General features: G+C 63.8%; 22 protein-coding genes and 1 tRNA gene. 8 read left to right on the top strand and 15 right to left on the bottom strand.

Going from position 1 to position 21,720, the window contains the following annotated elements; all coding sequences use genetic code 11:
* Window positions 1–292: 292 nt before the first annotated feature.
* From A3A5_RS0111115 to A3A5_RS0111125, 3 genes are read left to right on the top strand one after another with little or no spacing between them, the layout of a single operon-like run.
* Complete coding sequence (locus tag A3A5_RS0111115) at window positions 293–613, top strand: hypothetical protein (protein ID WP_018310651.1); 321 nt, start codon at window positions 293–295, stop codon at window positions 611–613.
* On the top strand, window positions 610–3,303 hold the full coding sequence (traI, locus tag A3A5_RS0111120) for a TraI/MobA(P) family conjugative relaxase (protein ID WP_018310652.1): 2,694 nt from the start codon (window positions 610–612) through the stop codon (window positions 3,301–3,303). Before A3A5_RS0111115 ends, traI begins: the two co-directional genes overlap by 4 nt.
* On the top strand, window positions 3,303–3,767 hold the full coding sequence (locus A3A5_RS0111125; protein ID WP_018310653.1) for a hypothetical protein: 465 nt from the start codon (window positions 3,303–3,305) through the stop codon (window positions 3,765–3,767). Before traI ends, A3A5_RS0111125 begins: the two co-directional genes overlap by 1 nt.
* Window positions 3,768–3,771: 4 nt before the next feature.
* On the opposite strand, the gene A3A5_RS0111130 is transcribed toward A3A5_RS0111125, so the two are convergent.
* From A3A5_RS0111130 to A3A5_RS0111180, 11 genes are all read right to left on the bottom strand, one after another.
* Window positions 3,772–6,396, bottom strand: a complete 2,625-nt coding sequence (locus tag A3A5_RS0111130; RefSeq protein ID WP_026200663.1) for an AAA family ATPase — start codon at window positions 6,394–6,396, stop codon at window positions 3,772–3,774.
* A gap of 31 nt (window positions 6,397–6,427) precedes the next feature.
* Window positions 6,428–6,940, bottom strand: a complete 513-nt coding sequence (locus A3A5_RS0111135; protein ID WP_018310655.1) for a hypothetical protein — start codon at window positions 6,938–6,940, stop codon at window positions 6,428–6,430.
* A complete protein-coding gene (locus A3A5_RS0111140) occupies window positions 6,933–7,424 on the bottom strand; it encodes a very short patch repair endonuclease (protein ID WP_018310656.1) in 492 nt (163 codons plus the stop codon). The genes A3A5_RS0111135 and A3A5_RS0111140 overlap by 8 nt, the downstream gene beginning before the upstream one ends.
* The gene (locus tag A3A5_RS0111145; RefSeq protein WP_018310657.1) at window positions 7,425–9,080 is read right to left on the bottom strand and encodes a DUF2357 domain-containing protein; all 1,656 of its coding nucleotides are present in this window, start codon (window positions 9,078–9,080) and stop codon (window positions 7,425–7,427) included. It lies immediately after the preceding gene.
* Between the two features lie 3 nt (window positions 9,081–9,083).
* Window positions 9,084–10,760 (bottom strand): McrB family protein, encoded by a 1,677-nt coding sequence (locus tag A3A5_RS0111150; protein ID WP_018310658.1) that lies wholly within the window; start codon window positions 10,758–10,760, stop codon window positions 9,084–9,086.
* Entirely contained in the window at window positions 10,726–12,231 is a 1,506-nt protein-coding gene (locus A3A5_RS0111155) for a DNA cytosine methyltransferase (protein ID WP_035812325.1), read from the bottom strand. Before A3A5_RS0111155 ends, A3A5_RS0111150 begins: the two co-directional genes overlap by 35 nt.
* 39 nt (window positions 12,232–12,270) lie before the next feature.
* Entirely contained in the window at window positions 12,271–12,462 is a 192-nt protein-coding gene (locus tag A3A5_RS0111160) for a CopG family transcriptional regulator (protein ID WP_018310660.1), read from the bottom strand.
* Between the two features lie 100 nt (window positions 12,463–12,562).
* Window positions 12,563–13,093, bottom strand: a complete 531-nt coding sequence (locus A3A5_RS0111165) for a 3'-5' exonuclease (RefSeq protein ID WP_018310661.1) — start codon at window positions 13,091–13,093, stop codon at window positions 12,563–12,565.
* Window positions 13,090–13,659 (bottom strand): HAD family hydrolase, encoded by a 570-nt coding sequence (locus A3A5_RS0111170; RefSeq protein ID WP_018310662.1) that lies wholly within the window; start codon window positions 13,657–13,659, stop codon window positions 13,090–13,092. The genes A3A5_RS0111165 and A3A5_RS0111170 overlap by 4 nt, the downstream gene beginning before the upstream one ends.
* 4 nt (window positions 13,660–13,663) lie before the next feature.
* Entirely contained in the window at window positions 13,664–13,867 is a 204-nt protein-coding gene (locus tag A3A5_RS38255) for a hypothetical protein (protein ID WP_018310663.1), read from the bottom strand.
* Between the two features lies 1 nt (window position 13,868).
* Complete coding sequence (locus A3A5_RS0111180; protein ID WP_018310664.1) at window positions 13,869–14,423, bottom strand: hypothetical protein; 555 nt, start codon at window positions 14,421–14,423, stop codon at window positions 13,869–13,871.
* A 72-nt stretch (window positions 14,424–14,495) separates the two neighbouring features.
* On the opposite strand from A3A5_RS0111180, the gene A3A5_RS0111185 reads away from it, so the two are divergent.
* Window positions 14,496–14,858, top strand: a complete 363-nt coding sequence (locus A3A5_RS0111185) for a hypothetical protein (protein WP_018310665.1) — start codon at window positions 14,496–14,498, stop codon at window positions 14,856–14,858.
* A 112-nt stretch (window positions 14,859–14,970) separates the two neighbouring features.
* Here A3A5_RS0111185 and A3A5_RS38260 read toward each other — a convergent pair whose 3' ends face one another.
* The 4 genes from A3A5_RS38260 to ispB all read right to left on the bottom strand — a co-directional run bounded on the left by A3A5_RS38260 (window position 14,971) and on the right by ispB (window position 18,109).
* Window positions 14,971–16,134, bottom strand: a complete 1,164-nt coding sequence (locus A3A5_RS38260; protein WP_018310666.1) for a replication protein RepA — start codon at window positions 16,132–16,134, stop codon at window positions 14,971–14,973.
* A 9-nt stretch (window positions 16,135–16,143) separates the two neighbouring features.
* Window positions 16,144–16,455, bottom strand: coding sequence for a hypothetical protein (locus A3A5_RS0111195; protein ID WP_198293128.1), 312 nt, complete (start codon window positions 16,453–16,455; stop codon window positions 16,144–16,146).
* 517 nt (window positions 16,456–16,972) lie between these two features.
* A tRNA-Pro gene (locus tag A3A5_RS0111200) sits at window positions 16,973–17,049 on the bottom strand.
* A gap of 130 nt (window positions 17,050–17,179) precedes the next feature.
* Complete coding sequence (gene ispB / locus A3A5_RS0111205) at window positions 17,180–18,109, bottom strand: octaprenyl diphosphate synthase (protein ID WP_018310668.1); 930 nt, start codon at window positions 18,107–18,109, stop codon at window positions 17,180–17,182.
* A gap of 529 nt (window positions 18,110–18,638) precedes the next feature.
* Here ispB and rplU point away from each other — a divergent pair.
* The 4 genes from rplU (at window position 18,639) to proB (ending at window position 21,700) form a co-directional block, all read left to right on the top strand.
* On the top strand, window positions 18,639–18,950 hold the full coding sequence (gene rplU / locus A3A5_RS0111215) for a 50S ribosomal protein L21 (RefSeq protein WP_006576525.1): 312 nt from the start codon (window positions 18,639–18,641) through the stop codon (window positions 18,948–18,950).
* 39 nt (window positions 18,951–18,989) lie between these two features.
* Window positions 18,990–19,250 carry a 50S ribosomal protein L27 gene (rpmA, locus tag A3A5_RS0111220; protein ID WP_010814747.1) on the top strand — a complete coding sequence of 87 codons (261 nt, stop codon included), beginning with the start codon at window positions 18,990–18,992 and terminating at the stop codon, window positions 19,248–19,250.
* 133 nt (window positions 19,251–19,383) lie between these two features.
* On the top strand, window positions 19,384–20,481 hold the full coding sequence (gene obgE, locus A3A5_RS0111225) for a GTPase ObgE (protein WP_018310670.1): 1,098 nt from the start codon (window positions 19,384–19,386) through the stop codon (window positions 20,479–20,481).
* A 100-nt stretch (window positions 20,482–20,581) separates the two neighbouring features.
* Window positions 20,582–21,700 carry a glutamate 5-kinase gene (gene proB / locus A3A5_RS0111230; protein ID WP_018310671.1) on the top strand — a complete coding sequence of 373 codons (1,119 nt, stop codon included), beginning with the start codon at window positions 20,582–20,584 and terminating at the stop codon, window positions 21,698–21,700.
* Window positions 21,701–21,720 lie beyond the last annotated feature (20 nt).

Below are 21,720 nucleotides of genomic sequence, written 5' to 3' on the forward strand. Positions count from 1 at the left end.
CATGTGTTTTCAAGCATACTCACTGCATCGCCAGCCGTAGCCCTTTTGCTTCCGTCTGAAGACGGGGCTGTTTCCATCGAGATTCGGAACCGTGTCCAGCGGGCGTAACAGGATGGCCCTTGTCGAACACATAGCGCTCCGCGCCATGTGCCCGCCAAGGGGCGCCGTGTCCTCGACGCTCCGCGTCTCGATCCGTGGCTCACTTCATCCTGCCCTGCCGGGGGCTGGTGACAGCGATGTAGACAACAGGACACACCCCGCCGCCACGGGGCCAGTTGAAGGAGCCAGTGCCATGCCGTTTGAGATCAAAGGGGAAGAAGCGCTCACCGAGCGGATCGGTGTGCGCGTCACCGCTGGCGAAAAGGTGCAGCTCAAGGAAGATGCCGACGACGCGGGTCTGAGCGTGAGCGAGCTGGTGCGCAGGCGCTACTTCGGCCGCAAGATCGTTGCCCGCAGCGACGAGAAGATGATTCGCCACCTCAATCGCATCGGCGGCCTGCTCAAGCACATTCACAACCAGTCGGGCGGCATCTACGCCGCTGAAACGGCACGGGCACTTCGGCAGGTCTATGCGTACATCGACCAGTTGGCCAACCAAGGGGCCGACCGATGATCCTCAAGAAAATCCCGGTCGATCAGGACAAGGCCGGGCGCAAGTCCAAAGCCACCAACATCAGTGACCTGACGGATTACGTCGCGGTGCCGGATGACGCGGCTCGCCTGACCCGGCTCGGGTATCACATCGACGACGATGGCGTCATCCTTGGCGGCAAAGGTGAGCAGCCGGAAAAGCTGCTGTACCTGACGACGCGCGGCTTCAACACCAGCACGTTCAAGGGCCAGCAGGCCGAGATGGTCGCGCTGGCGATGGAGTGCAAAAAATCGAAGCACCCGATTCAGCACTGGGTTTCGAGCTGGCATGAGGGCGAGCAGCCGACCCCTGAGCAGGTGGAAGAACTGCTCGATGTGTTCCTTGAGCAGCTTGGGCTTGAGAAGCACCAAGTCATCGCTGCGTTGCATCAGGACACCGACAACATCCACCTGCATGTAGCGATTAACAAGGTTCACCCGGACACCTGCAAGGTGGTCAAACCTGCGAACGGCTGGGACATCGAGGCGGCACATCGAACGGTAGCAATCGTTGAGCATCGGCAAGGGTGGCAGCGTGAGCCAAACGGGCGCTATGTCGTTTTGGAAGATGGCACCGTAGCGCGCGTCGGGAAGCTGGACAGCGCGCCCAGCGTGCCGACTCGTGCGGGCGACATGGAAAGCCGCACGGGTCAGAAGAGCGCAGCGCGGATCGGGATTGAAGAGGCAGGCGAACTGATCGGGGCGGCAGCGAGCTGGGCAGAGCTGCACCACGGCCTTGCCGAGCGCGGTATGCGCTACGTGAAGGCCGGTGGAGGGGCGCACATCTACGTCGGCGATCAACCCATCAAGGCCAGCACGGCGGGCCACTGGTGCAGTCTTGGCAAGCTCACCAAGCGGCTTGGAGCGTTCGAACCTGCCGCCTCCGCTGTCGTGGCGGTCGAGCGCAAGCCAGAGCCGCTGCGAGCAGACCTCCCCGGCTGGGATGACTACATCGCCGCCGCGACGGATCATCGGGCGCACCTCGCGCGAAAGCAGCGCGAAGAGAAAGAGCGCTACGAGCGCGAGATGGCCCAGCTTCGTGTTCAGAAGGCGGAGCGCAGCGCGGCCATCGCTGCCCAGCAGTGGAAGGGGAAGGGCGAGCTGTTGAACGCCATGCGCAGCGTCACCGCTGCCGAGGCCAAGAAGGTCGAACTGGAAATCAGGGAGCGGCATCGCCGGGAAGCCAAGGCGCTGCGTGATGCCCGAGACGCATGGCCGGAGTACCACGACTGGCTGGCCAAGTGGTTTAGCCCCGAGGACGCTGGCGACTACCGCTACCACCGGCACGAGCCGCTGCGCCTCGAAGGCGATGGTGACAACGAAGCCCTCCCGCGCGACCTTCGTGCCTTCACTGGCGAGATCGTCTGCGGAGCGGTGGAATACCGCCGCCAAGGGGCGGCGGGGGGTGTGTCTGAGGAAGTGTCATTCACCGACCACGGCCGTCGCATCGACGTTCAGGAGGCGCACGACGAAGCTGCGACCTTGGCCGCCCTACAGCTTGGGGCCGCCAAGTGGGGCAAGGTCAGCGTGTACGGCTCGGACGCCTACAAGGCCACATGCGTTCGGCTTGCTGTGGAGCATGGCATCCGCATCGCCAACCCTGAATTGCAAGAACAAGTCGAGGCGGCCAAGGAAGCACGCCGGGCAGCACGGGAGGAAGCAATGCGCGCACCGCAAATGAGGCTCTTCGCCCAGTACCACGAAGCAATCGGCGCGGAGAGGTACACGCTGACGGCGATCAAGATGTCAGCCGACCATCGCAAGGCCTTTGTCTTGGGCGGCAAGGACGGCGTGGAGGCAACGGTGGTGGAGCGACGGATGCGAGAGCTGCTGCGCCTCCATGCACGCGGCGAGAACCTGTACTACACCCCGCGCAGCGAGCGGATGCACCATGTACTAGTCGATGACCTGAGCGATACCAGCCTGCGCCGGATGCTCGCCGATGGCTACCGGCCTGCCGTGGTGATGGAGTCCAGTCCGGGCAAGTTGCAAGCCGTCCTGAACGTCCCCAAGCTCGGTCGTGCGGACGATCAGGACGTAGGCAATCGCCTCATCGTCGCCCTCAACAAGCAATATGGCGACCCGAAGCTGCAAGCCTGCATCCATCCACACCGCGCGCCGGGCTTCGAGAACCGGAAGTGGGAGCCGGGTGCGCCTGCGCCGAAGTACCAGCGACCTGATGGCACCTTTCCGGTGGTTGAGCTGCGGCACGCCGTGGCCTGCAACTGCGACAAGGCATACGCACTGAGCTGTGTCGTCGCTCGCCAGCTCGACGAGGAAGTCCGGGTGGCACAAGTGCGGAGGTCTGCTACCCCTGCTGCGGCGCGCACTGCGGCCCCCGCTCATGCCTACGAGGCTCACTACCGCGACATCGCTGCGCGCCACAAGGGCGACGGGATCGACCTGTCGCGCGTGGACTCCATGATCGCCGTGCGGCTGCGGGCCACCGGGCACGGACAGGATGAGATAGCCACCGTCCTTGAGGCCTGCGCGCCGTCGATTCGCACCGCAGACGAGGGCCGGAACTGGCATGACTATGCCCAGCGGACAGCGCGCTACGCCTTTGGCCCGGACGGCTCGCGGGCGCTGGCCAAGATTGAGCGCTACCGCGACCATTTCCTCCGACTTGAGGGGCAAGACTCGGTCAACGAAGGGCCGGAGATCAGTGTTTGATGGCGCGCGCTGAAACACTCACACCTCAACTGCCAGTTGGGTTTTCGGCCATTGAGCTTGCCGTCGGTGCGCGCTGGATCGCTGCTCGTTGTCACCCGAATTCCAGCCTTGCACGAATTGCAAGCACCTTTGCTGCCTTGCAGTCGATCTTGACCCGAGCGCACGGAGTGGTATGTCTACAGGGCCTCCTGTCCGATTCGGGCCTTGAACTGGTCTATATCCCGCCTGAGTACCGCCGGGTGGGTAAGCAGGATGATCTGCAAGGCGAGATCGACTCCGTTGCGTTAGCCGACATCGGACGGTCGCTGCGGACAGAGTTTTTGGCGTCCAACCGCGACATGGTCCGGGTCGAAGCAAATGACGGCGCGCAGGTCATCGTCTACGCCGAGGAGGTCCGAGCCACTGTGCTTGCCGCGACTCGCGTTCAATTGATCGCAGCGAATGAGCGAGGCGGGCAGGCATAGGCCCTTAGGCTACCTGTTTCTGCCGCGCTCGTAACGAAGCAGCCCAGTCCTTGAGGGCCTGAAGGTCGAGCAGTACATCCGCAGGTGGGGGTGGGGAAGCATTCCGGCCAGCCGAAGGGTCGTGCGCATCGACAATGTCGCAACACTTCTTGTATCCAACTGCGAATGCGTCACAGTCGGCCTCTGTGAGAACGCTCACCTTCTTGAGGTCTTTGGCATTGATGTAGTCACGATGTCTCTGCACAACCCGGAAGAAGGCGATGTCCTCCAGGCCGCGCTCCCAGGACGCACGAAGTGCGTTGTAGAGCTTCGCCACTTCGATGGCGTATTCGTCGTCCTGATTGTTGTCGTGGAGCACCTTGGCTGCCCGAGCCGCCTTCTCAAGCTTGTCGATGCGGTCCTCGACTCCCTGGGCCTTCCATGGCAAGCCATCAGAGACCATGCCGGCGCCTGCGGCACCACGGCTCAGCGTTGAGAGACGGAGCGGCCTGCCCGCCTTCGTCGCGAGATCGTTCAGATCGTTGACGAACACCAAGTCGTGCGTGAAGACGATGACTTGGCGGTTCCCAGCTTCTTCAACAAGTCGCTTGGCCACTTGCCCGCGCCAGCGGTGATCCAGCGATGACACGGGGTCATCGAAGACCAGAGCCGAGCGGTGCGCGGCGGTAGCGAGTTCGGTCAAGAACGCTGCGAGTGCAACGCAGGTCTTCTCGCCCTCGCTTAAAACCTCATGGACCTTTGCGTCCGGGTTGGCGAAGAGGCGCACCTGATATTGCGGTGACCCGTACTTACCGCCCGAGCGCACGATTTCGACCCTGACCTTTTCAGCGGCCAGCTTGGTGATCTCCTCCTGAAACCTGTCTCGCAGCTTCGGCGTGATCGCGGTGTCGGCGATATCGTTGCCCATCTTCGTGATGGTGTTTGTCGCCGTATCGCCCGCGCACTCGGTCAGGAAGCGAATGGTCTTCAACCGCTGGAGTTCATCTGTGACGACCGGAAGCATGCCGGCAAGCAGAGCGCGGTCGCTCAGCTCGGCAAAGTCCGCCTCGAGCTTTTTTCGTTCGTCCGCACCCGCCGACTTGCGCAGCTCGGCGGCGTAGTCGCGAAGCGTGGTTTCGAGCTGGCCGAGGTCGGCGGCTGGTGACGGCGGGACGGGTGGAAGCGTCAGCTCGTCGCCGCCTAGCCCCTTCAGAAGAGCGTGACGCCGCAGTCTTGCTGCTGCGATGAAGCGGCGTGTCTGCTTTTGCAACGCTGGGTTCTGAATTCCAAGTTCGTCCAGACTGGCCTTGACGGCCCGCGTGCCGATGGTCCCGGCTGCCACGGCCTGACGTGCAGTCAGCGCGGCCCGTTCGGCCTCGCCTGCCAGCCGTTCCGTATCCTTCCTGATGAAGTCATCGAAGCGGGTCATGCGCGTCCGTGCCTCATCTCCCAGCGGCTGCTGGCAGAGCATGCAATGCGCATCGCCGGCTGACGGTGGAAACGGCTGTCCGGGATATGCGACTTCGGTCGAGTAACGGCGGGCGCTGTCCCACAGCGCTCGCCACACTTCGCCACCAACGCCGGCCAGCGGCTCACCGGCAAACGCCTTGTCGGCAGCCAGACGCGCGGCCTCGCGCTTCAGCAGAGCTTCTTTAGCCGCTGTGAAGACTGAAAGCAGTGCTTGGTCGGTGGTCTTGGCTGCGACACCGTTCGCCGCTTCCATGAGCCGCTTGACGTTGTCGGCCTTGACGGTTTGCTCAGCTGCCGCCTTCGTCGGATTCTTCGACAAGTCTTCCCGCAGGCGCTCAAGCCGGGCTGCCTCTTCAGCCGTAAGGGTTGCCAAGGCTTCAACCTTCTTTGCGTCGGTAGTGGCGTTCAGCGCGGCGAGGGTCTTGCCCACAGCCGTGGTTGCCTTCCAGGTCGGCGTCGCGAAGATCGGACTGCGTGCTTTCTCAAGCTGCTTTTGCTCGGCCGCCAGAGCGTCCTTGACAGCCTGACAGGCGGCAGCCAGTTCGTCCGGTACATCGAGGCCAAACGGACGGAAGGCGACTTCGTTCTTCTCGCGGATGTGCACGGCCGCACAGTCGCTGTCGAAGACACTGGCCGCCGAAAGAACGGCATGCGGCTGGGGGCTGTCCTGCCAGCGCTCGACCGGCTGCACAACACCACCGACGCCGTAGGTCATGTCAGCGCTTGCGACCGTCGGGGCCTGGTTGTCGTAGACGTTGGCCTCGATCTTCCCGGCGTGGCGCGCACGGCAGGCACGCTTCAGGATGCGCGCATAGCCCGACTTGCCCGCGCCGTTATCGCCATAGACGATCGTGATGCCCTTCGGCTCGAAATTCAGCGTCTGACCGGGCGCGAGGTTGTTTGCGCCGCGCACACCGGCCACCGATACCAACGTAAGCGCGGCACCTTCGCCCGGTGTAGCGGGAAGATGCTCCTTTGCCAGCGGCACGGCGACGAGCTGGCCTGCAGGGGCACCGTGGCCCACCTTGCACAGCTCGACCAGCTCGGCCACATCCTCTTGGGTCACGCGGCCCTGCCCGATGATGCGCCGTAAGGCGTCACGCTGCCAGAGCGGGCGACCCTGTGACCATTCCAGAATCGTTTCCAAGACCGTCTTTTGCGGCATGGTGGGCTTTTGCATTTTTGTCCCTTCCCTGTCTTGCTGTCGCTCTTCAACCGGCCGGTGCGACGCGTTCCGCCGGCATGCCCGCTTCCGGGTGCACCCACAGTTCAACGGCAGCCAGCTGGTCCATCAGACCGAGGCGTTGCAACTTTGCGAGCGCTTCGGCGGGCGAGGCGCCGTAGATCAGGTAGATCGCACGCACGTATCCGAGCTGATGCCTGAAGTGCAGAAGCGTCTTGAAATCCTTGATCGTTCCGTCCTCGGACCCCAAAGCGGATTTCACCTCGAAGATCGCATGATTGTTCCCCGTGCCGGGCTCATGCACCAGAAAGTCCGGCTTCGGGGCCGCGCCGTCGGCAAAGTACGGGTGCGACCGTTTGTCGATCTCACCATTGAGTCGATAGTGGCTGTCCGCCGGCCACAGCCGCCGCATCTGGTGATAAAGCTCGTAGCAATAGACGCGCTCGCGGTAGACCGGGTCCGCACCATGAATCGGCAGCAGGAAATATTCAGGTGCCACCCCCGCTGCGGCGGTGCCGAGCAAGCCTGAAAGTTCATGCATCGTGCGCCTCCGATCCAGCGTTGACGGCGCCCACGGCTGCGATTTCGAGAAGGCCCATGTCGGTACCTTCAATGAAGCCGGCGGCCCGTTCAAGCACAACCGATTCATTCTGTCGCGCTGCCCCGCGCAGCGCGCATTCCCAGATCACCAGCACGCGCCAACCGCCGGCCCGCAGCGCATCGACCGCCTTTTGGTCGCGTGCGGCGTTGGCCCCTAACTTGGCCTGCCAGAAGTCTTGTCGTGTTGCCGGCAGCTTTGACAGCGCGCAGCCGTGCGCGTGCCAGAAGCAGCCATGAATGAAAACAGCAGTGCGGTACTTTGGAAACACCAGATCGGGCCGGCCGGGCAGCGACCGGTCATGCAACCGATAGCGCAGCCCCCGTGCGTGCAGGCCGCGACGGATCAGCATCTCGGGCTTTGTGTCCTTGCCCCGGATGCGGCTCATGTTCAGCTTGCGCTGCTCGGGTGTCAGCACGTCGGCCATTCACGCCCCAGCGTCTGCAACGATGGTGCGCAGACAGCTGCGCAGCTCTTCGCCCGACATGCCGGGACGAAGCGTCACAGCGCCGAAGTGGAATTTCTCGCGGTACTCCGGATGGAAGAGCCGGCCTGGCACGGGTGTGGCTTTGAAATCCGCCTGCAGGCCCGCCGGCACATGTGGGGTCAGCAGATAGGCGGCAGTGACGATCCCTTCGGTCCGACCGCTTGTCACCTCCTGCACGAGTGCGTCGCGGTAGGTGTGGATCGAATTCAGGGCGTCATTGAGGCCGTCATTGATCCGGTACTTGGCATCGAGCACGATGACGCGCCGCTCCGGGCCGCCCAGGTCGCTGCCCGCCAGCACGACATCGGGCACCATCGTCCGGCTGAAGCTGCCTTCGCGGCTGTCCTCCACCCAGTATTCGCGGTACTGCCGCTGAAAGCACAGCACGCGGTCGCCGCCGATCGGCACCGTGATGGCGCCGGCCGCGATCGTCACGCCGCCACCCGTTTCGCTAAGGAACAGGTTACTCAGGTCAACATCTGAGGCGCCATATTCCTCAACGGCCGCGCGCAGCAGGCGCAGAAAGCACCACAGCTCGTACAGCTCATAGGTCCGGGCCAGTGGCATCTGCAGGAAGTCGCCGAACAGCGCGGCGAGCCCGAGATTCATGTCTTGCCAGAGCCGGTAGAAGCGCTGATAGACCGGGTCGTTGCGGAATAGCGAGGACATGCGCAGGAGTGCTGGCCCCTCACCGACTTCGGTCATGAAGCCGGCCGACGCGGCATCGTTCAGGAGTCGCGCGATACGCCGCGCGCGCACGGCCCAACTGCCAGCTGTGCTGACGACCTCTGCATCGTTTGTGCCACCTGCTTTGGCCAGCACCTCGGCGACGCCGCCGAGCCACGCAGACCAGGAGCGCAGGCAGGCTTTGATCTGCCGATGTTCCGGGATGTCTACGCTGTTCCGGCGCTGCCGCACCGTGATCTGCGCGGGCAGACGCCCTTTGAGCGCCGTCGGCAGCCGTGACGGGGTGACGGTCTCGGTGCGGACCGCGCCCGACCTGAAGGACTTGATGATCTCGGGCCCGGTCGCGCGTGTGGCACGGTGCGCCGGCACCGTGATGTCTTCGGCACGCAGAAAGTGCCGCGGCGCACGGGCGATGGCTTCGACTGCCGCCACGATTGCACCGGCCCGCGACCGCAGGAATTCAAGGCGGGCGAGCGGTGGTGGGCGGTTGCCAGGCTGGCGCGCGATGCCCTTGCGGAATGCGCTCAACGAGAACAGGGCGAACGTGTCTTCAAGAACTTCGCGCACCATCGCGTCGAAGTCGTCGCGCGTCAGCTTGCGCAGGTCGGGGTCCGTCGTAACCTCGAAGCGCCGGGTTCCTATGCCCGGCACGCGCAGCACAGCCTCCACCATGCCGGCATGAAAACCAGGCTGCCAGCGCCAGCGGGCCTTGCGCGGCTCGCGCGACCGCAGCGCCTCGACCAGCACATCGTCGATCAACAGGTCGGCCGAAAGCGCGTCGTCACTGTCGCGCAGTTCAAAGAGGTAGGACGCCCCTTCCCGCACCGCGCCGGGCGGTACTACATCCGGCATGGGCCAGACCTGCCATGCCGGTCCGCCGCTCTCGGCCTGGATGTAGAGCGCCGTCACGGTTCACCGCATCGCCTGGAAGGAGCCGAAATCATCGAGATCGGCCAGCAGCTTCTGCACGAAGGCCTTCGCACGCGGCAGGCCCTCGCAGGCCTTGTCGAGGCTGGTCAGCAGCGGGCGCTGCCGTTCGGCGCCGCGCAGCTTCACCAGTACCTTTTGCACGAGCAGCTGGTCGGTGACATCGGCGGCCGGGCTCTTGAGGCTGGCCGCATCGAAGGCGTGATAGCGCACGAACTCTTCGATCAGCCGGTAGCCGAAGCCGAGCCCGTACTGCTGCATCAGGCCATGGATTTCGGTCAGCCTTGCTTCGGACGCGGCGCGCGCGTCCTTCAGCTCGGGATAGCGGCCTTCGAGCGAAGCTAGGAAGCCCGGCACATCGACCGCCGACATGTCGATCACCGATGCGCGGTCGAGGACTTTGTCGCTGACCGGATTCGTCGTTTCATCGACGTTGATGGTGCCGATGATGAACAGGTTGGCAGGCAGCGGCAGCTCGGCGCGGATGCTGGCCCCCGTCGTGCCTTCGAGCGGCACGCTGTTCGAGTGCAGCTGCAGGCGGCCCTGGGTCTCCATGCAGGACAGCACGTCGGACAGGTAGTACTCGACTCGCGCTAGGTTCATCTCGTCGAGGATGACGAAGACCGGCGACTCGCGGTGCGCCGTCGCCACCAGCACGGCCTCCAGGAATGTCGGCACGACGTAGCGGTTCGTCAGCACGTCGAAATAGCCGGTCAGTCCGGTCGGGTCCGTCCACTCCGGCCGCACCGGGCATTCGAAGATCAGCGGATCGTCGTCGGTGTTCGAGGTGAGCCCATGCACAGCCCTGGCGTATTTCAGCGCGAGCTGCGTCTTGCCCGTTCCGGACAGGCCGGACAGGATCACGAAGTGTTTGTGCGGCAGGAAATTTAGCGCCGCGTGGAAACGCTTCACCTCGCCGTTGGGGTAATGCCCGCCGAGCGCCTTGACGGCAGCTTCGATGTCGCCGACCGGAATGCTTGCCGGCATGCGACGCATTTCCGGGCTCAGCGTGGCGGTGTCGGTCCAGACCGGCAGCTCGTGAATCTTCTGCGAGCCGACCAGACTGCCAAGCCAGCCGATGAATTCGCGCGCCAGCAAGCTGCGCCGCGCCGAGGCGGTAGGCGGGTAGAGCGCGACGACGATCTCGTCCGGCTCTGTCGCCGGGCCAAAGGGCGTCATGTCGAAGGCAAGGCTGTCCCAGAACTTGGCGTTGCGCAGCCAGAGCCGCCCGTCGCGGGCGAGGTAGATCGGAACGAGGTTGTTGCGAGCGCTGTACTTGATGGTTGCGCCAGGGGCCTCGGGGGCTTCTTCGTCGGTACCTTCGGACAGCAGGTCGGCAGGTTCGGCGCCGGCTGCCTTCGCGGCCGCACCGAGCTTCTTCATCTCGGCGAGGCGTGCCAGGAAGCTGGCCTTGTCCTTACGCACCAGGACCGCGAAGTAAACCTCATCCTCAGGCGGGAAGCGCATGACGCAGCCGAAGATCAGCGCTTCGGTGTCGTCCTTGACGTTGTCCAGATTGACGACGCCAAGCTGGATGCCGCCTTCGACGATCTTGGCGCTGTTGGAAACGCCGAACAGCTCGCGCGGGCGGACTGCCTTCGAGGTCTTGAAATGCTTCTGCGCAGCGTCAAGAAACCGCTGCTGCCGCTCGACGAGGTTCATCCGACGTCTCCCTGTCCGATTGTTTGAGTGTCTTCATGATCTGGGTCGCGACGGCCTTCGCCAGCAGCGGCGGGACGGCATTGCCGATCTGCCGGAAGGCTGGGTTCATCGTGCCGCAGAAGGCGAAGCCATCGGGGAACGAATGAAGACGGGCGGCCTCGCGCACGGAGATCGTGCGGGCCTGCTTGCTGTCGTAGTGAATGTGGCTGTAGCTGTCCTTCCCAAGGTGCGCCATCAGCGTGCGCGCTGGCTGATCGCGCCACATCTTGCGCCATTTGTTCGGGAACTTGCCCACGTCGTAGGGCGGCACAATCGAAGCCTTGATGTCCTCGTACTTCTGCGAGCCGGGTTTGACCTTGACGCCTTGCTTCGCCAAGTCGGCGAGGTGCTGCTCGAACATCGCCATGGCGTGTTCGTACGCCTGGGGATATTGATCGCCTGGGTTCATGCGGGCGAACAGAGGGTAGTCGCGCGGCAGATAGCGGATGACGTGATCGGTCAGCGCCTCCGGCGCCTCGAAGCCCGGCCATGTCCGCATGAGCCGAGCGTAGGACGTATGAGGCTGCTGGCCATACGGCATGGGCACGTCAAAGCGGCGGGCGCCGCGACGCAGTTCACCGCTCTTCAGCAGCTCGCGCGCGTCGATGGTCGGCAGATCGCCGAGCGCATCTTCCGCAGTGATGGCGGGTGGCAGAGAGCGTGCCGCCTTCGGCGCGTGGATGTAGTGGTGCGCGTCGTCGGCTATCTCGTTGTCGAGGAACTTGAGTGCGACCGAGCGGGTGCCTTCATATCCCGGCGGCAGGTCGATGAAGTGCGTCGGCTCAGGAAATGTCACGGCGGCGGCGATCTCGCGCCGGTAGGCAATGAGGATCATCCGCTCGCGCATCTGCGGCACCCCATAGAAAGCGGCGTTCAGCAGCGTGTAGCGGCAGACATACCCCTTGCTCTCCAGAACTTCAGCGATTTCTTCAGCGATGTTCTGCCCGCCATGGTTTAGCACGTCGGGGACGTTTTCGACCACGACGGCGAGGGGCGCAAAGGCTTCCACGTAGCGCAGGTAGTCGATATAGAGCTGGGCGCGCGGGTCATGCTTGAAGGCCTCCGCGTGGTTGTCCACCTCGCGCAGCTTGGGCCGCCCAACGCGGGCGAACGCCTGGCAGGGCGGGCCACCGACGAGCACGTCGAACGCCTCAGCGGTCGAACCTACCTCAAGGTCCTTCGCAAGCTGATCCGGGCTCGTCTGTGTGATGTCGCGTGCCTGCGAATGCGCTGCGTGTCCGCCGTGGAAGTTCCGCCCATGTGAGGCCGCCGCATCCGGGTCGAATTCAACAGCGCCCGCGATGGTAAATCCGGCAGCAGAGAAGCCGAGCGAAATGCCGCCGCAGCCGGCAAAAAGGTCAAGCACACGCGGATTTCCGCCAGCCTTCAGGCGAGCAATCTTTTGCTTGATAGCACGGGTATTGGTTTTCACGATGTCACCGCTTCCTCTTGTTTTGCTTGGCATGGGCTTTCACTGCGCGCTGCGAAAGAGGGGGTACTGCGCCTCAACATATTTTTCGACTGCATCGCGAACGACCCAGGCGACAGAAACCTTCTTTTCTTCCGCGATCCGCTCAAGCTCGGCATAGAGATCGGCAGGGAACGTGACTGACGCACGGGTTCCTTCTTTCGCCGAAGGATGCTGTTTCGTGGAGAGTGCCATGGGTGCCATGCCTGCCTCAGTTCAATTGCACCATTTTACACCAGAGTGGTGCAATGTGGTGAACTTTGGAGGCCTTGCCCTGACCCGCACGCTGAAACGCTCACAAAGCGAAGGGCAGCAAGCGAGCAATGTTGCGGGCATCGCTGAGGGCGCGGTGATGTTCACCTTCCAATGCGAGTCCGGCGATCCGCAGGGCCGTAGCCATCCCCGTCTGCTTGATCTTGCGGGCCTTGGCGAAGGTCGCCTTGAGGTTCAGGTGGGAAAGCCCTGGCAGAGGGTCAGCGAGGCCATGCCGGGCGCTCTCGCGCTCGATCTGGCGTCGGTCGTAGGCTCCCCAGCTCGCCCAGCATTGCCCGGCATGCAGGCAGGCGAACCCGGCCAGCTCGGCGGCAACCGTGGGCCAGCTCGGCGCAGTGTCGAGGCTGGCCTGCTCGATGTGGGTCAGCGAACGGCAGAAGGGCGTAAGGGTCGGGCGCTCGGTCGGCCTGACGAAGCGCTGCAAGGTGTCGATGACTTCACCGGCAGGGGTGGCCCAGACTGCGCCGAGTTCGATGACCTCCATTTGCTCCGGAGTGATGCTTCCATCGTCTGCGCAAGTCGCCTCTAAGTCGATGACCAAGATCGGCTTCACAGAAAGCCCGCGAGTGCATCGAGCAGTGTCCGTCCAGCTCTGCGGTCCAGCCAGCGGGCTTGCATTCCGAACGCTAATGGCCCGTCTAAGTCGCACCGTTTGCTGTCGCCCACAAACACCATTTCGGCCGGCGCGCAGCCCAGTTCAGCGCGCGCGATCCGATACATCGTCGGGTGCGGCTTGGCAACGCCGACTTCGTACGAAAAGATGTAGGCATCGAAGCCCGGGAGGAGGCCGCGCACGGTTGGCCCATATTCCTGCGCGAGGTTCGAGCAGACCGCCATGCGTAGCCCGGCGGCGCGTGCCCTTGCGAGCACGTCGGGGACCTCGGGAAAAAGGCGCAGGCCACTCAGCTCATCGGCCAGATCGACCTCCAACGCGTCCAAGGCGTCCGAAGCGCCCAACTCGATAGCTAACGTCGCCATTGGCACGTTGCGCGTGAGGCACGAGTTCCGATCCACCGGCTGCCCATCTAAACGTAAGAGGCGTTCATAAGGGGCAGGGCGGGCCGTGTACCGGATCAGTGTCCCGAAGGCATCAAAGACGATCGCGCGTGAGGTTCGCATATGCCTACTCGAACAGCTCACGCTCAAACTCCACGCCGGCCACGACAAGCGGCTCGCCGCTGGGCCAGGGCGAAGGCAGTTGGCCTGCGTGGATGACGTGCACGTCTGCGTTGTCGTTGACCACGGCCACATCGGCGGTATGCAGTGCTGCTTGCCGGTTCGATCGCTCGAAGCGGCACGTGTTGGGATCAAACGTCCAAAAGCGCATGTCAGCCTCCTTGGTCTTTAGCTTTTCGGCGCTCGTGCTCTTCGAGCAGGCGCTGGTAGGCGTCGAACTCTGCGGTCCCCGGAGTGGCGAAGTTGGGTAGCAGCGGAATCTCGGCCTCGTCTTCGATCACTGGGCGTCCACGCACCGGCTCGGGCATCAGGTCGGCCAGCTCACGAAGCACGGCCCTTGCTCCCGTGCGGATCGCCACAGCGTTCTCGCTTGTCGTGCAGGCGTACCCCTTGGCGATACCGGCACGAATGAGCTTCAAGCGGTCTGCCAGCGTGTCAAGTTCGTACTGGGACACAGACTTCAAGTGCTCTTCGTCCTGCTTGGCGCGCCAGTCATTCCACTCCTCACGTTCGGCTGGGGTGAGGACGGCCGCCACATCCGCAGGCAACTCGCGAACTGAACGGTCAAACTTCGCCACTACACGTTGGACGTTCTTGCCTTCCGGATAATCCGGCGTCACCTCCCGCACGCGGCGGAGGCACTGCACGGTACTTCCGTTGTGGTAGTTGCCGTCTTGGTCGCGATGGCGAACCGTCTTGAATTGCATCGTCGTTTTCTAGTGATCTGCGTATGTGTAAAACTATACGCAAGATCACGCCTCCGTGCTACGCTTTCGACCATGGACGTGGGCATTGCGTGCAACAGCTTCGACACGTCGGCGAGCGAGCCAGCAGGCGAGTCGCCGTCCGCAGCCGGTCAGCAGGCCGGCAAGGGCAGTTCGGAGGGCAGCAGCCCGGAGGACTGCATCCTTTTGCTTAATGACCGCGACCGTCGCACGTTGGCTTGGTTGCGCAGTCAGGTGAGCGATGAAGCCATCGCTGTGGCCGTGGAGCAATTGGCCGGGGCCAGACGGCCATTCGTCTCGAATGTCGCCAAGGTGCTCGGGTTGATCGTCCCGGAAGGCATGGATCGTTCAACGCGCGAGGAAGCGCTGAGACATCTGGCCGCGATCCGCGCCAAGCTCAAGAGCGTCAGCTGCTGAACGCCTTGCGCGAGTCCCTGCGGGCCGGGCTTTTCGGGCTTCGCCCCGAGCCGCGTTCGCGTCCTGGCCATTCGGCTTCAATCCCTCTCGCACGCCGCCCCGGTGGGCGGCTTCATGCTGCACCTTTGTACGGAATCGGCGGCGGGGAGGCCATCAGCAGCAGGCCGCCCTTGACCGGCTTCACCTTCGCTTCTGGGTACACCGCGAGCGCTTGTCGCAGCGCCGGAAGAAAGGCCTTCTTGAAGTCGCGATCCGCGTCCTTGCTTTGTGACTCCTGCGCGAATTGCTGCCTCAACGGCTTCCAGTGAAGCGTGACGGGCCGACCTTCGATGCGATGCAGGCGATGCGCAAGCCATGTATAGACATCGAGCGCGAACGCGGAACCTTTGAGGGCAACGAGCGCGCGCTTGTCGAGAGGAACGCCGTGCTCAACCAGTTCGTTGTAATAGTGCTGGGAAAGCACCAGAACGCCCGGCCATAGCGCCTTCTGCCCCGTATCCGCGTTCCCTATCCACGCATCGAACTGGTCAACGGGCTGACCGCTGAAGGTGCGGCCTCGGTAGCCAATCTGAAGACGACACGCTGCCAGTGCGTGCATCTGCTCACGCAGCTTCACGTAGCGGTTCTTCTGGTCGTCCATGCCCATGAGCTTGAGGAACTGGGCTGCGCTCTCGCCTATCGGAATCTCGCGCGTCTTGTGCCGTTTGGCGAGCGTGGAAATCATGGCGAGCGCAAGGCGTGGCATCGCGCCATAGGGAACGGGCTGGGCCACCGGTCCCCGCCCTTCATCAAGCCACCCAGCTTGCACGTTGATCCACATATCGCCCGACTGTCGATGGAACTCGCGGCCTTCGACCTTGCTTCGTGGAAGGCCGACTTGGCAGAGTACGGCGTGGGTGAATGCCATGTCGTTGCCAGTCGGCGGCGTGGTGGCGATCTCGTGCCCAGCGTCAAGCAACTTGCCCGAGCGCTTGGGATACGCGACGGTCGTGTCGACTGGGTGTCTGACCCTGATGATCGACGCCGATTGAACTGGCGGTTGAAGCGGTACGCCGTGTCCAAGCGGGTACAGATCAGGCCGGAATGCCACCTTCGCGGCCATGTCGGCGGCCTGATGCGGCGGCACCGACCTGGCGATTAGGTGGCGGCGGTAGCCCTCTCTCCATTCGCGGCTGTCGGTGATGTGAGCTGTCTGTCGAGCCGACGCGGCGTGCCCGGTCGGCGGCCTCAGCAGCTCGCCTGCGGTCGCTGCAACCCCCTTGAACGGTGAGTCCATGCCTCACCCTCAAGCAGTCGATTGGGATGCTGCTGTTTCCGCCCAGCGCTGCCGTGCGAGTTGTTCGACCTTGGTGGGCCTGCCGCGTGGCCGCTTCTTCGGCGGCGGCTCGGCGGGACGCGTGGAGTTGATCCAAGCCAGCACGTCGTGCTCGTACCAGCAGAGGCGACGGCTGTTCGGCAGCTTGAAGGGGCGAGGGATCAGGTGCGCGTACTTGGCATTGGTCGCGCAAGTGCGGATCGTGGTTGCTGTCTTCCCGATCAGGGCAGACAACTGCTCGATGAACAGAATTTTGGGCAGGTCGCTGGCAGTGGCGACCACAGGCGATGTCGTAGGCATACGGCTCTCACAAGCGAACGCGCTTGTGAGAGCCGGTGCTGTTGATACGGCAGATCGTGCTTATGGGGTTGCCAGGCTCACACGACCGTTCGCTGCCGCACCTCACGGTGCCTTTGTTCACTGAGGCTGGATGTAGGGGCCATTGCGCATGCAACCCGAACATCTCCACCCTGGCGGGTACACGCCGAGCGTAGATGGCTCTCTTGGTTCGGCTATCTCTCGTTCCCCGAACCTCACCTGCCCCGAGCCAACGGCTCACACAGCGGCAACATGGGTGTCCGGCAGGGCCGCTGTGTTGTTCTCACCCATGAACAACAGTATGGATAAATGCACAGCGCTGGTCAAGGCGTAAGCCGGGCCACCGAGTCATAACGACATCGAGCGCTTGGGACAACCTTGGGACAACGAGGAGGAGAATTTGCTTTGAACCGACATGAATGACGATCCAAAGTAAAAAAGCCTAAGTGCTTGATTCACCTAGGCTTTTCCATTTTTTGTTTGGTCGGGGTGAGAGGATTCGAACCTCCGGCCTCTACGTCCCGAACGTAGCGCTCTACCAGGCTAAGCTACACCCCGATTTGGTTTGCTGGCAGCCGTTTGACCGTCTGCAGCAAAGAAAGTAAGTTTAGCAGTGTTTTTTGGGGAATGGAAGAGGGCGAGGAAAATCGCCGTTCAGCCCGCTTCCGCTGCCTTCCCCGCAGTTGCGTCAGGACTGCCGTTGCAATGAGAACGCGCAGAGCTGGATCAGGGTTTCCTTCAGTTCCGACGGCGGGAACTGCCGTGCCGCTTGTTCGGCGGCTTCAGCCTCGCGCCGTGCGGCTTCGAAGGTGACGTCCAGCGCGCCGCTGGCGTGGATGGCCGCGAACACGGCGTCGAAGTGCTCGGTCCCGCCCTGGACGATGGCATCGCGCGCCAGCTGGCGTTGCTCGGCGGTGCCGTGCTCGAGCAGGTGCAGCAGCGGCAGCGTGGGTTTGCCTTCACGCAGATCGTCGCCGGCATTCTTGCCCATCTGCTCCGCGCTGGCGGTGTAGTCGAGCATGTCGTCGATCAGCTGGAAGGCGGTGCCGATGCGGCGGCCGTATTCGGCCGCGGCTTCTTCCATCCGGGCGTCGGCGCCGGCCAGCACGGCGCCGAGCTGGGCCGCGGCCTCGAACAGCTTGGCGGTCTTGTAGCGGATCACCTGCAGGTAGCGCTCGACGGTGACGTCGGGGTCGTGCATGTTCAGCAGCTGCAGGACCTCGCCCTCGGCGATCACGTTGGTCGCGTTGGACAGGATCTCCATGATGCGCATGCTGCCGGCATCGACCATCATCTGGAACGCGCGCGAATAGAGAAAGTCGCCCACCAGCACGCTGGCGGCGTTGCCGAACACGGCATTGGCGGTATCGCGCCCGCGCCGCAGCTCGGACTCGTCGACCACGTCGTCGTGCAGCAGGGTGGCGGTGTGGATGAACTCCACGACGGCGGCCAGCTCATGGTGGCGATTGCCGTCGTAGCCCATCGCGCGCGCTGTCAGCAGCAGGATCACCGGGCGCAGGCGCTTGCCGCCGGCACCGATGATGTATTCGCCGATCTGCTCGATCAGGGGGACTTCAGAAGACAGCCGCTGGCGGATAACAGCATCGACCGCGCGCATGTCTGCAGCGACCGGGGCAAGCAAGGCAGTGGCGGAAGGCTGGGGCAAGATGATCACCGTTACGCAAAACCGGACGATTATATGCGATGCGCGTGGCGTTCTACGTATGGCGCGCTTCTAAAGATTCGCGCTCAGGTATGGGCTCAGGGGGTTCGCAAGGCGCGCATCTATAATGCAGCCATGAACAAGTTCGCGCCTCGCCGCCACCTGCGCCGCACCGCCCTTTGGGTGGCGTTTGCGGCACTGGCAGGGTTCCTGCTCGCCGACCTGACCTGAGCCAGGGCGTGGTCTCATTGTGGCGATGCCGCCGCACACAGGCTATGTGCCTGTTTTCTTTGCGCTTTTCCCCGATCTCGTTTACAATTCCAGGTTTCCTCCGGTAGCTGCGCTCGCTTTGCGGGTTCTGGCCGGCGGGAGATAACCGGGCCGCATTGAGCCCATCCAGGCGCCAGGCCGTGCAGTTGACCGGCCGCGCAGGGTGCGCCAGTGCCGGCATACGGCGTTTTATTCACATCCGAGAGGTTCGACAATGTACGCGGTCGTAAAAACCGGCGGCAAGCAATACAAGGTTGCTGCTGGCGAAAAACTGAAAGTAGAACAGATACCGGCAGACATTGGCGCAGAAATCACGCTCGACCAGGTGCTCGCAGTGGGCGCCGGCGACCAAATCAAGTTTGGTACGCCGCTGGTTAGCGGGGCTTCCGTCAAGGCTACCGTTATCTCCCAAGGTCGTCACGACAAAGTGAAGATCTTCAAGATGCGCCGTCGCAAGCACTACCAGAAGCGTCAAGGCCATCGTCAGAATTACACCGAACTGCGCATCGAAGCGATCGTTGCCTGATCGATCGAGCGTAACCAGGTAAAGCGACAGGAGTAAGACATGGCACAGAAAAAAGGCGGCGGTTCCACGCGGAACGGCCGTGATTCCGAATCGAAGCGTCTGGGCGTGAAGGTGTTTGGTGGCCAGGCCATCAACGCCGGCGGCATCATCATCCGCCAACGCGGTACCCGCGTGCATGCCGGCGACAACGTCGGCGTGGGCAAGGACCACACGCTGTTTGCCCTGGTGGACGGCCACGTGCAGTTCGCCGTCAAGGGCCCTGCCAAGAAGCAGCAAGTCAGCGTCGTTCCGGCGGCCTGATAACAGCCTTTGCAGGATGAAGGCCCCGCAACGCTTGCGGGGCCTTTTCTTTTCTGGCGACAATGTCAGTTCGCCAGCCCGGTTGGTGGCTTCCAGCCGCTGATCCGCCGATCCATCACGGAAACCCATCATCATGAAGTTCATAGACGAAGCCCGAATCGAAGCCATCGCCGGCAACGGCGGCAATGGCAGCGCCTCGTTCCGGCGCGAGAAGTTTGTGCCCTTCGGCGGCCCGGATGGAGGCGATGGCGGCCGCGGCGGCAGCGTGTTCGCGGTGGCGGACCGCAATATCAATACGCTGATCGACTTCCGCTACGCCAAGAAGCACGTGGCGCGCAACGGCGAGAACGGCCGTGGCTCCGACTGCTATGGCGCGGCTGGCGAAGACGTCACGCTGCGCATGCCGGTGGGCACGCTGATTGCCGACATGGACACCGGCGAAGTGATCGCCGACCTGACTGAGCACGGCCAGCGCGTGTGCCTCGCTGAAGGCGGCATGGGCGGCTGGGGCAACCTGCATTTCAAGTCCAGTACCAACCGCGCGCCGCGCCAGCAAGTGGACGGCAAGCCGGGCGAGCGGCGCATGCTCAAGCTCGAGCTGAAGGTGCTGGCCGATGTCGGCCTGCTGGGCATGCCCAACGCCGGCAAGTCGACCTTTATCTCGCATATTTCCAATGCGCGCCCAAAGGTCGCGGACTACCCGTTCACCACGCTCCACCCTAACCTGGGCGTGGTGCGCGTGGACCATGAGCAATCGTTCGTGGTCGCGGACATCCCCGGCCTGATTGAAGGCGCGGCCGAAGGCGCGGGCCTGGGCCACCAGTTCCTGCGCCACCTGCAGCGCACCGGCCTGCTGCTGCATATTGTCGACCTGGCCCCGTTCGACGAGGCGGTCGATCCGGTCGCCGAAGCCAAGGCCATCGTCAACGAGCTGAAGAAGTACGACGAAACGCTGCATGACAAGCCGCGCTGGCTGGTGCTGAACAAGCTCGACATGGTTCCGGAGGAAGAGCGCGCCGCGAAGGTGAAGGACTTCCTCAAGCGCTACAAGTGGAAGGGACCGGTGTTCCAGATTTCGGCGCTGACTGGTGAAAACTGTCGCGACCTGATCTACGCGATCAAGGACCATTTGCAGGCGATCAAGGCCGCAGAGGCTGCGGCGCTGGCCGAGCCGGACATCCGCCTGGACGAGCGCCTGCACAACGTCGACCAGGGCGAGCGCGAGGCATAAGCAAGGGGCCGCCGCCGGCGCGCCCCACCACAGAAGAATACCCACGGACAATTCGGGCGCGGCGCCCGCCGCCGGCTGCCCGGGAGACAGGATTCCCGCCATGCAATCGGTCATCGCGCAGGCAAAGCGCATCGTCGTCAAAGTCGGCTCCAGCCTGGTCACCAACGACGGCAAGGGGCTGGATCACGACGCCATCGCCCGCTGGGCGGCCCAGATCGCCAAGCTGCGCGTAGCCGGCAAGGAAGTGGTGCTGGTCAGCTCCGGCGCCATCGCCGAAGGCATGCAGCGCCTGGGCTGGGTGCGCCGCCCGAAGGAAATCCATGAGCTCCAGGCTGCCGCCGCCGTCGGCCAGATGGGCCTGGCGCAGGTCTATGAAAGCCAGTTCGGCCGCTACGGCATCCGCACCGCGCAGGTGCTGCTGACCCACGCCGACCTGGCCGACCGCGAACGCTACCTCAACGCCCGCTCGACCCTGCTCACGCTGCTGTCCCTGGGCGTGGTGCCGATCATCAACGAGAACGACACCGTGGTCACCGACGAAATCAAGTTCGGCGACAACGACACGCTGGGCGCGCTGGTGACCAACCTGATCGAAGGCGACGCGCTGGTGATCCTGACCGACCAGCGCGGCCTGTACACCGCCGATCCGCGCAAGGACCCGGCCGCGCAGTTCGTGGACGAGGCCCTGGCCGGCACCCCCGAGCTGGAAGCCATGGCCGGCGGCGCCGGCACGTCGATTGGCCGCGGCGGCATGCTGACCAAGATTCTGGCGGCCAAGCGCGCGGCCAAGTCCGGTGCCCACACCACCATCGCCTCCGGGCGCGAGGCCAACGTGCTGGAGCGACTGGCCGCGGGCGAGGCCATCGGCACCCAGCTGCTGGCGCCGACCGGGCGGCTCACGGCGCGCAAGCAATGGATGGCCGACCACCTGCAACTGCGCGGCCGGGTCGTGATCGACAACGGCGCGGTCGAGAAGCTCACCAGTGGCGGCAAGTCGCTGCTGCCGATCGGCGTGGTGGAAGTGCAGGGCGAGTTTGCGCGCGGTGAGGTGATCGCCTGCGTCAATGCGCAGGGGCATGAGGTGGCGCGCGGCATCACCAACTATTCCAGCGCCGAGGCGCGGCTGATTGCGCGCAAGCCCTCGTCCGAGATCGAGTCCGTGCTGGGGCACCTGAATGAGCCCGAACTGATCCATCGCGACAACCTGGTGCTGGTCTGACCCGGCATCCCGGCGCAAAG

This window comes from Cupriavidus sp. UYPR2.512 (assembly GCF_000379565.1).
Classification (GTDB): domain Bacteria; phylum Pseudomonadota; class Gammaproteobacteria; order Burkholderiales; family Burkholderiaceae; genus Cupriavidus.

Bases quoted from the DNA above. Each gene is read 5' to 3' on its own strand.
- A3A5_RS0111115 (WP_018310651.1), top strand. From the start codon at position 293: ATGCCGTTTGAGATCAAAGGGGAAGAAGCGCTCACCGAGCGGATCGGT.
- traI (WP_018310652.1), top strand. From the start codon at position 610: ATGATCCTCAAGAAAATCCCGGTCGATCAGGACAAGGCCGGGCGCAAG.
- A3A5_RS0111125 (WP_018310653.1), top strand. From the start codon at position 3,303: ATGGCGCGCGCTGAAACACTCACACCTCAACTGCCAGTTGGGTTTTCG.
- A3A5_RS0111130 (WP_026200663.1), bottom strand. From the start codon at position 6,396: ATGCAAAAGCCCACCATGCCGCAAAAGACGGTCTTGGAAACGATTCTG.
- A3A5_RS0111135 (WP_018310655.1), bottom strand. From the start codon at position 6,940: ATGCATGAACTTTCAGGCTTGCTCGGCACCGCCGCAGCGGGGGTGGCA.
- A3A5_RS0111140 (WP_018310656.1), bottom strand. From the start codon at position 7,424: ATGGCCGACGTGCTGACACCCGAGCAGCGCAAGCTGAACATGAGCCGC.
- A3A5_RS0111150 (WP_018310658.1), bottom strand. From the start codon at position 10,760: ATGAACCTCGTCGAGCGGCAGCAGCGGTTTCTTGACGCTGCGCAGAAG.
- A3A5_RS0111160 (WP_018310660.1), bottom strand. From the start codon at position 12,462: ATGGCACTCTCCACGAAACAGCATCCTTCGGCGAAAGAAGGAACCCGT.
- A3A5_RS0111170 (WP_018310662.1), bottom strand. From the start codon at position 13,659: ATGCGAACCTCACGCGCGATCGTCTTTGATGCCTTCGGGACACTGATC.
- A3A5_RS38255 (WP_018310663.1), bottom strand. From the start codon at position 13,867: ATGCGCTTTTGGACGTTTGATCCCAACACGTGCCGCTTCGAGCGATCG.
- A3A5_RS0111180 (WP_018310664.1), bottom strand. From the start codon at position 14,423: ATGCAATTCAAGACGGTTCGCCATCGCGACCAAGACGGCAACTACCAC.
- A3A5_RS0111185 (WP_018310665.1), top strand. From the start codon at position 14,496: ATGGACGTGGGCATTGCGTGCAACAGCTTCGACACGTCGGCGAGCGAG.
- A3A5_RS38260 (WP_018310666.1), bottom strand. From the start codon at position 16,134: ATGGACTCACCGTTCAAGGGGGTTGCAGCGACCGCAGGCGAGCTGCTG.
- ispB (WP_018310668.1), bottom strand. From the start codon at position 18,109: ATGCGCGCGGTCGATGCTGTTATCCGCCAGCGGCTGTCTTCTGAAGTC.
- rplU (WP_006576525.1), top strand. From the start codon at position 18,639: ATGTACGCGGTCGTAAAAACCGGCGGCAAGCAATACAAGGTTGCTGCT.
- rpmA (WP_010814747.1), top strand. From the start codon at position 18,990: ATGGCACAGAAAAAAGGCGGCGGTTCCACGCGGAACGGCCGTGATTCC.
- obgE (WP_018310670.1), top strand. From the start codon at position 19,384: ATGAAGTTCATAGACGAAGCCCGAATCGAAGCCATCGCCGGCAACGGC.
- proB (WP_018310671.1), top strand. From the start codon at position 20,582: ATGCAATCGGTCATCGCGCAGGCAAAGCGCATCGTCGTCAAAGTCGGC.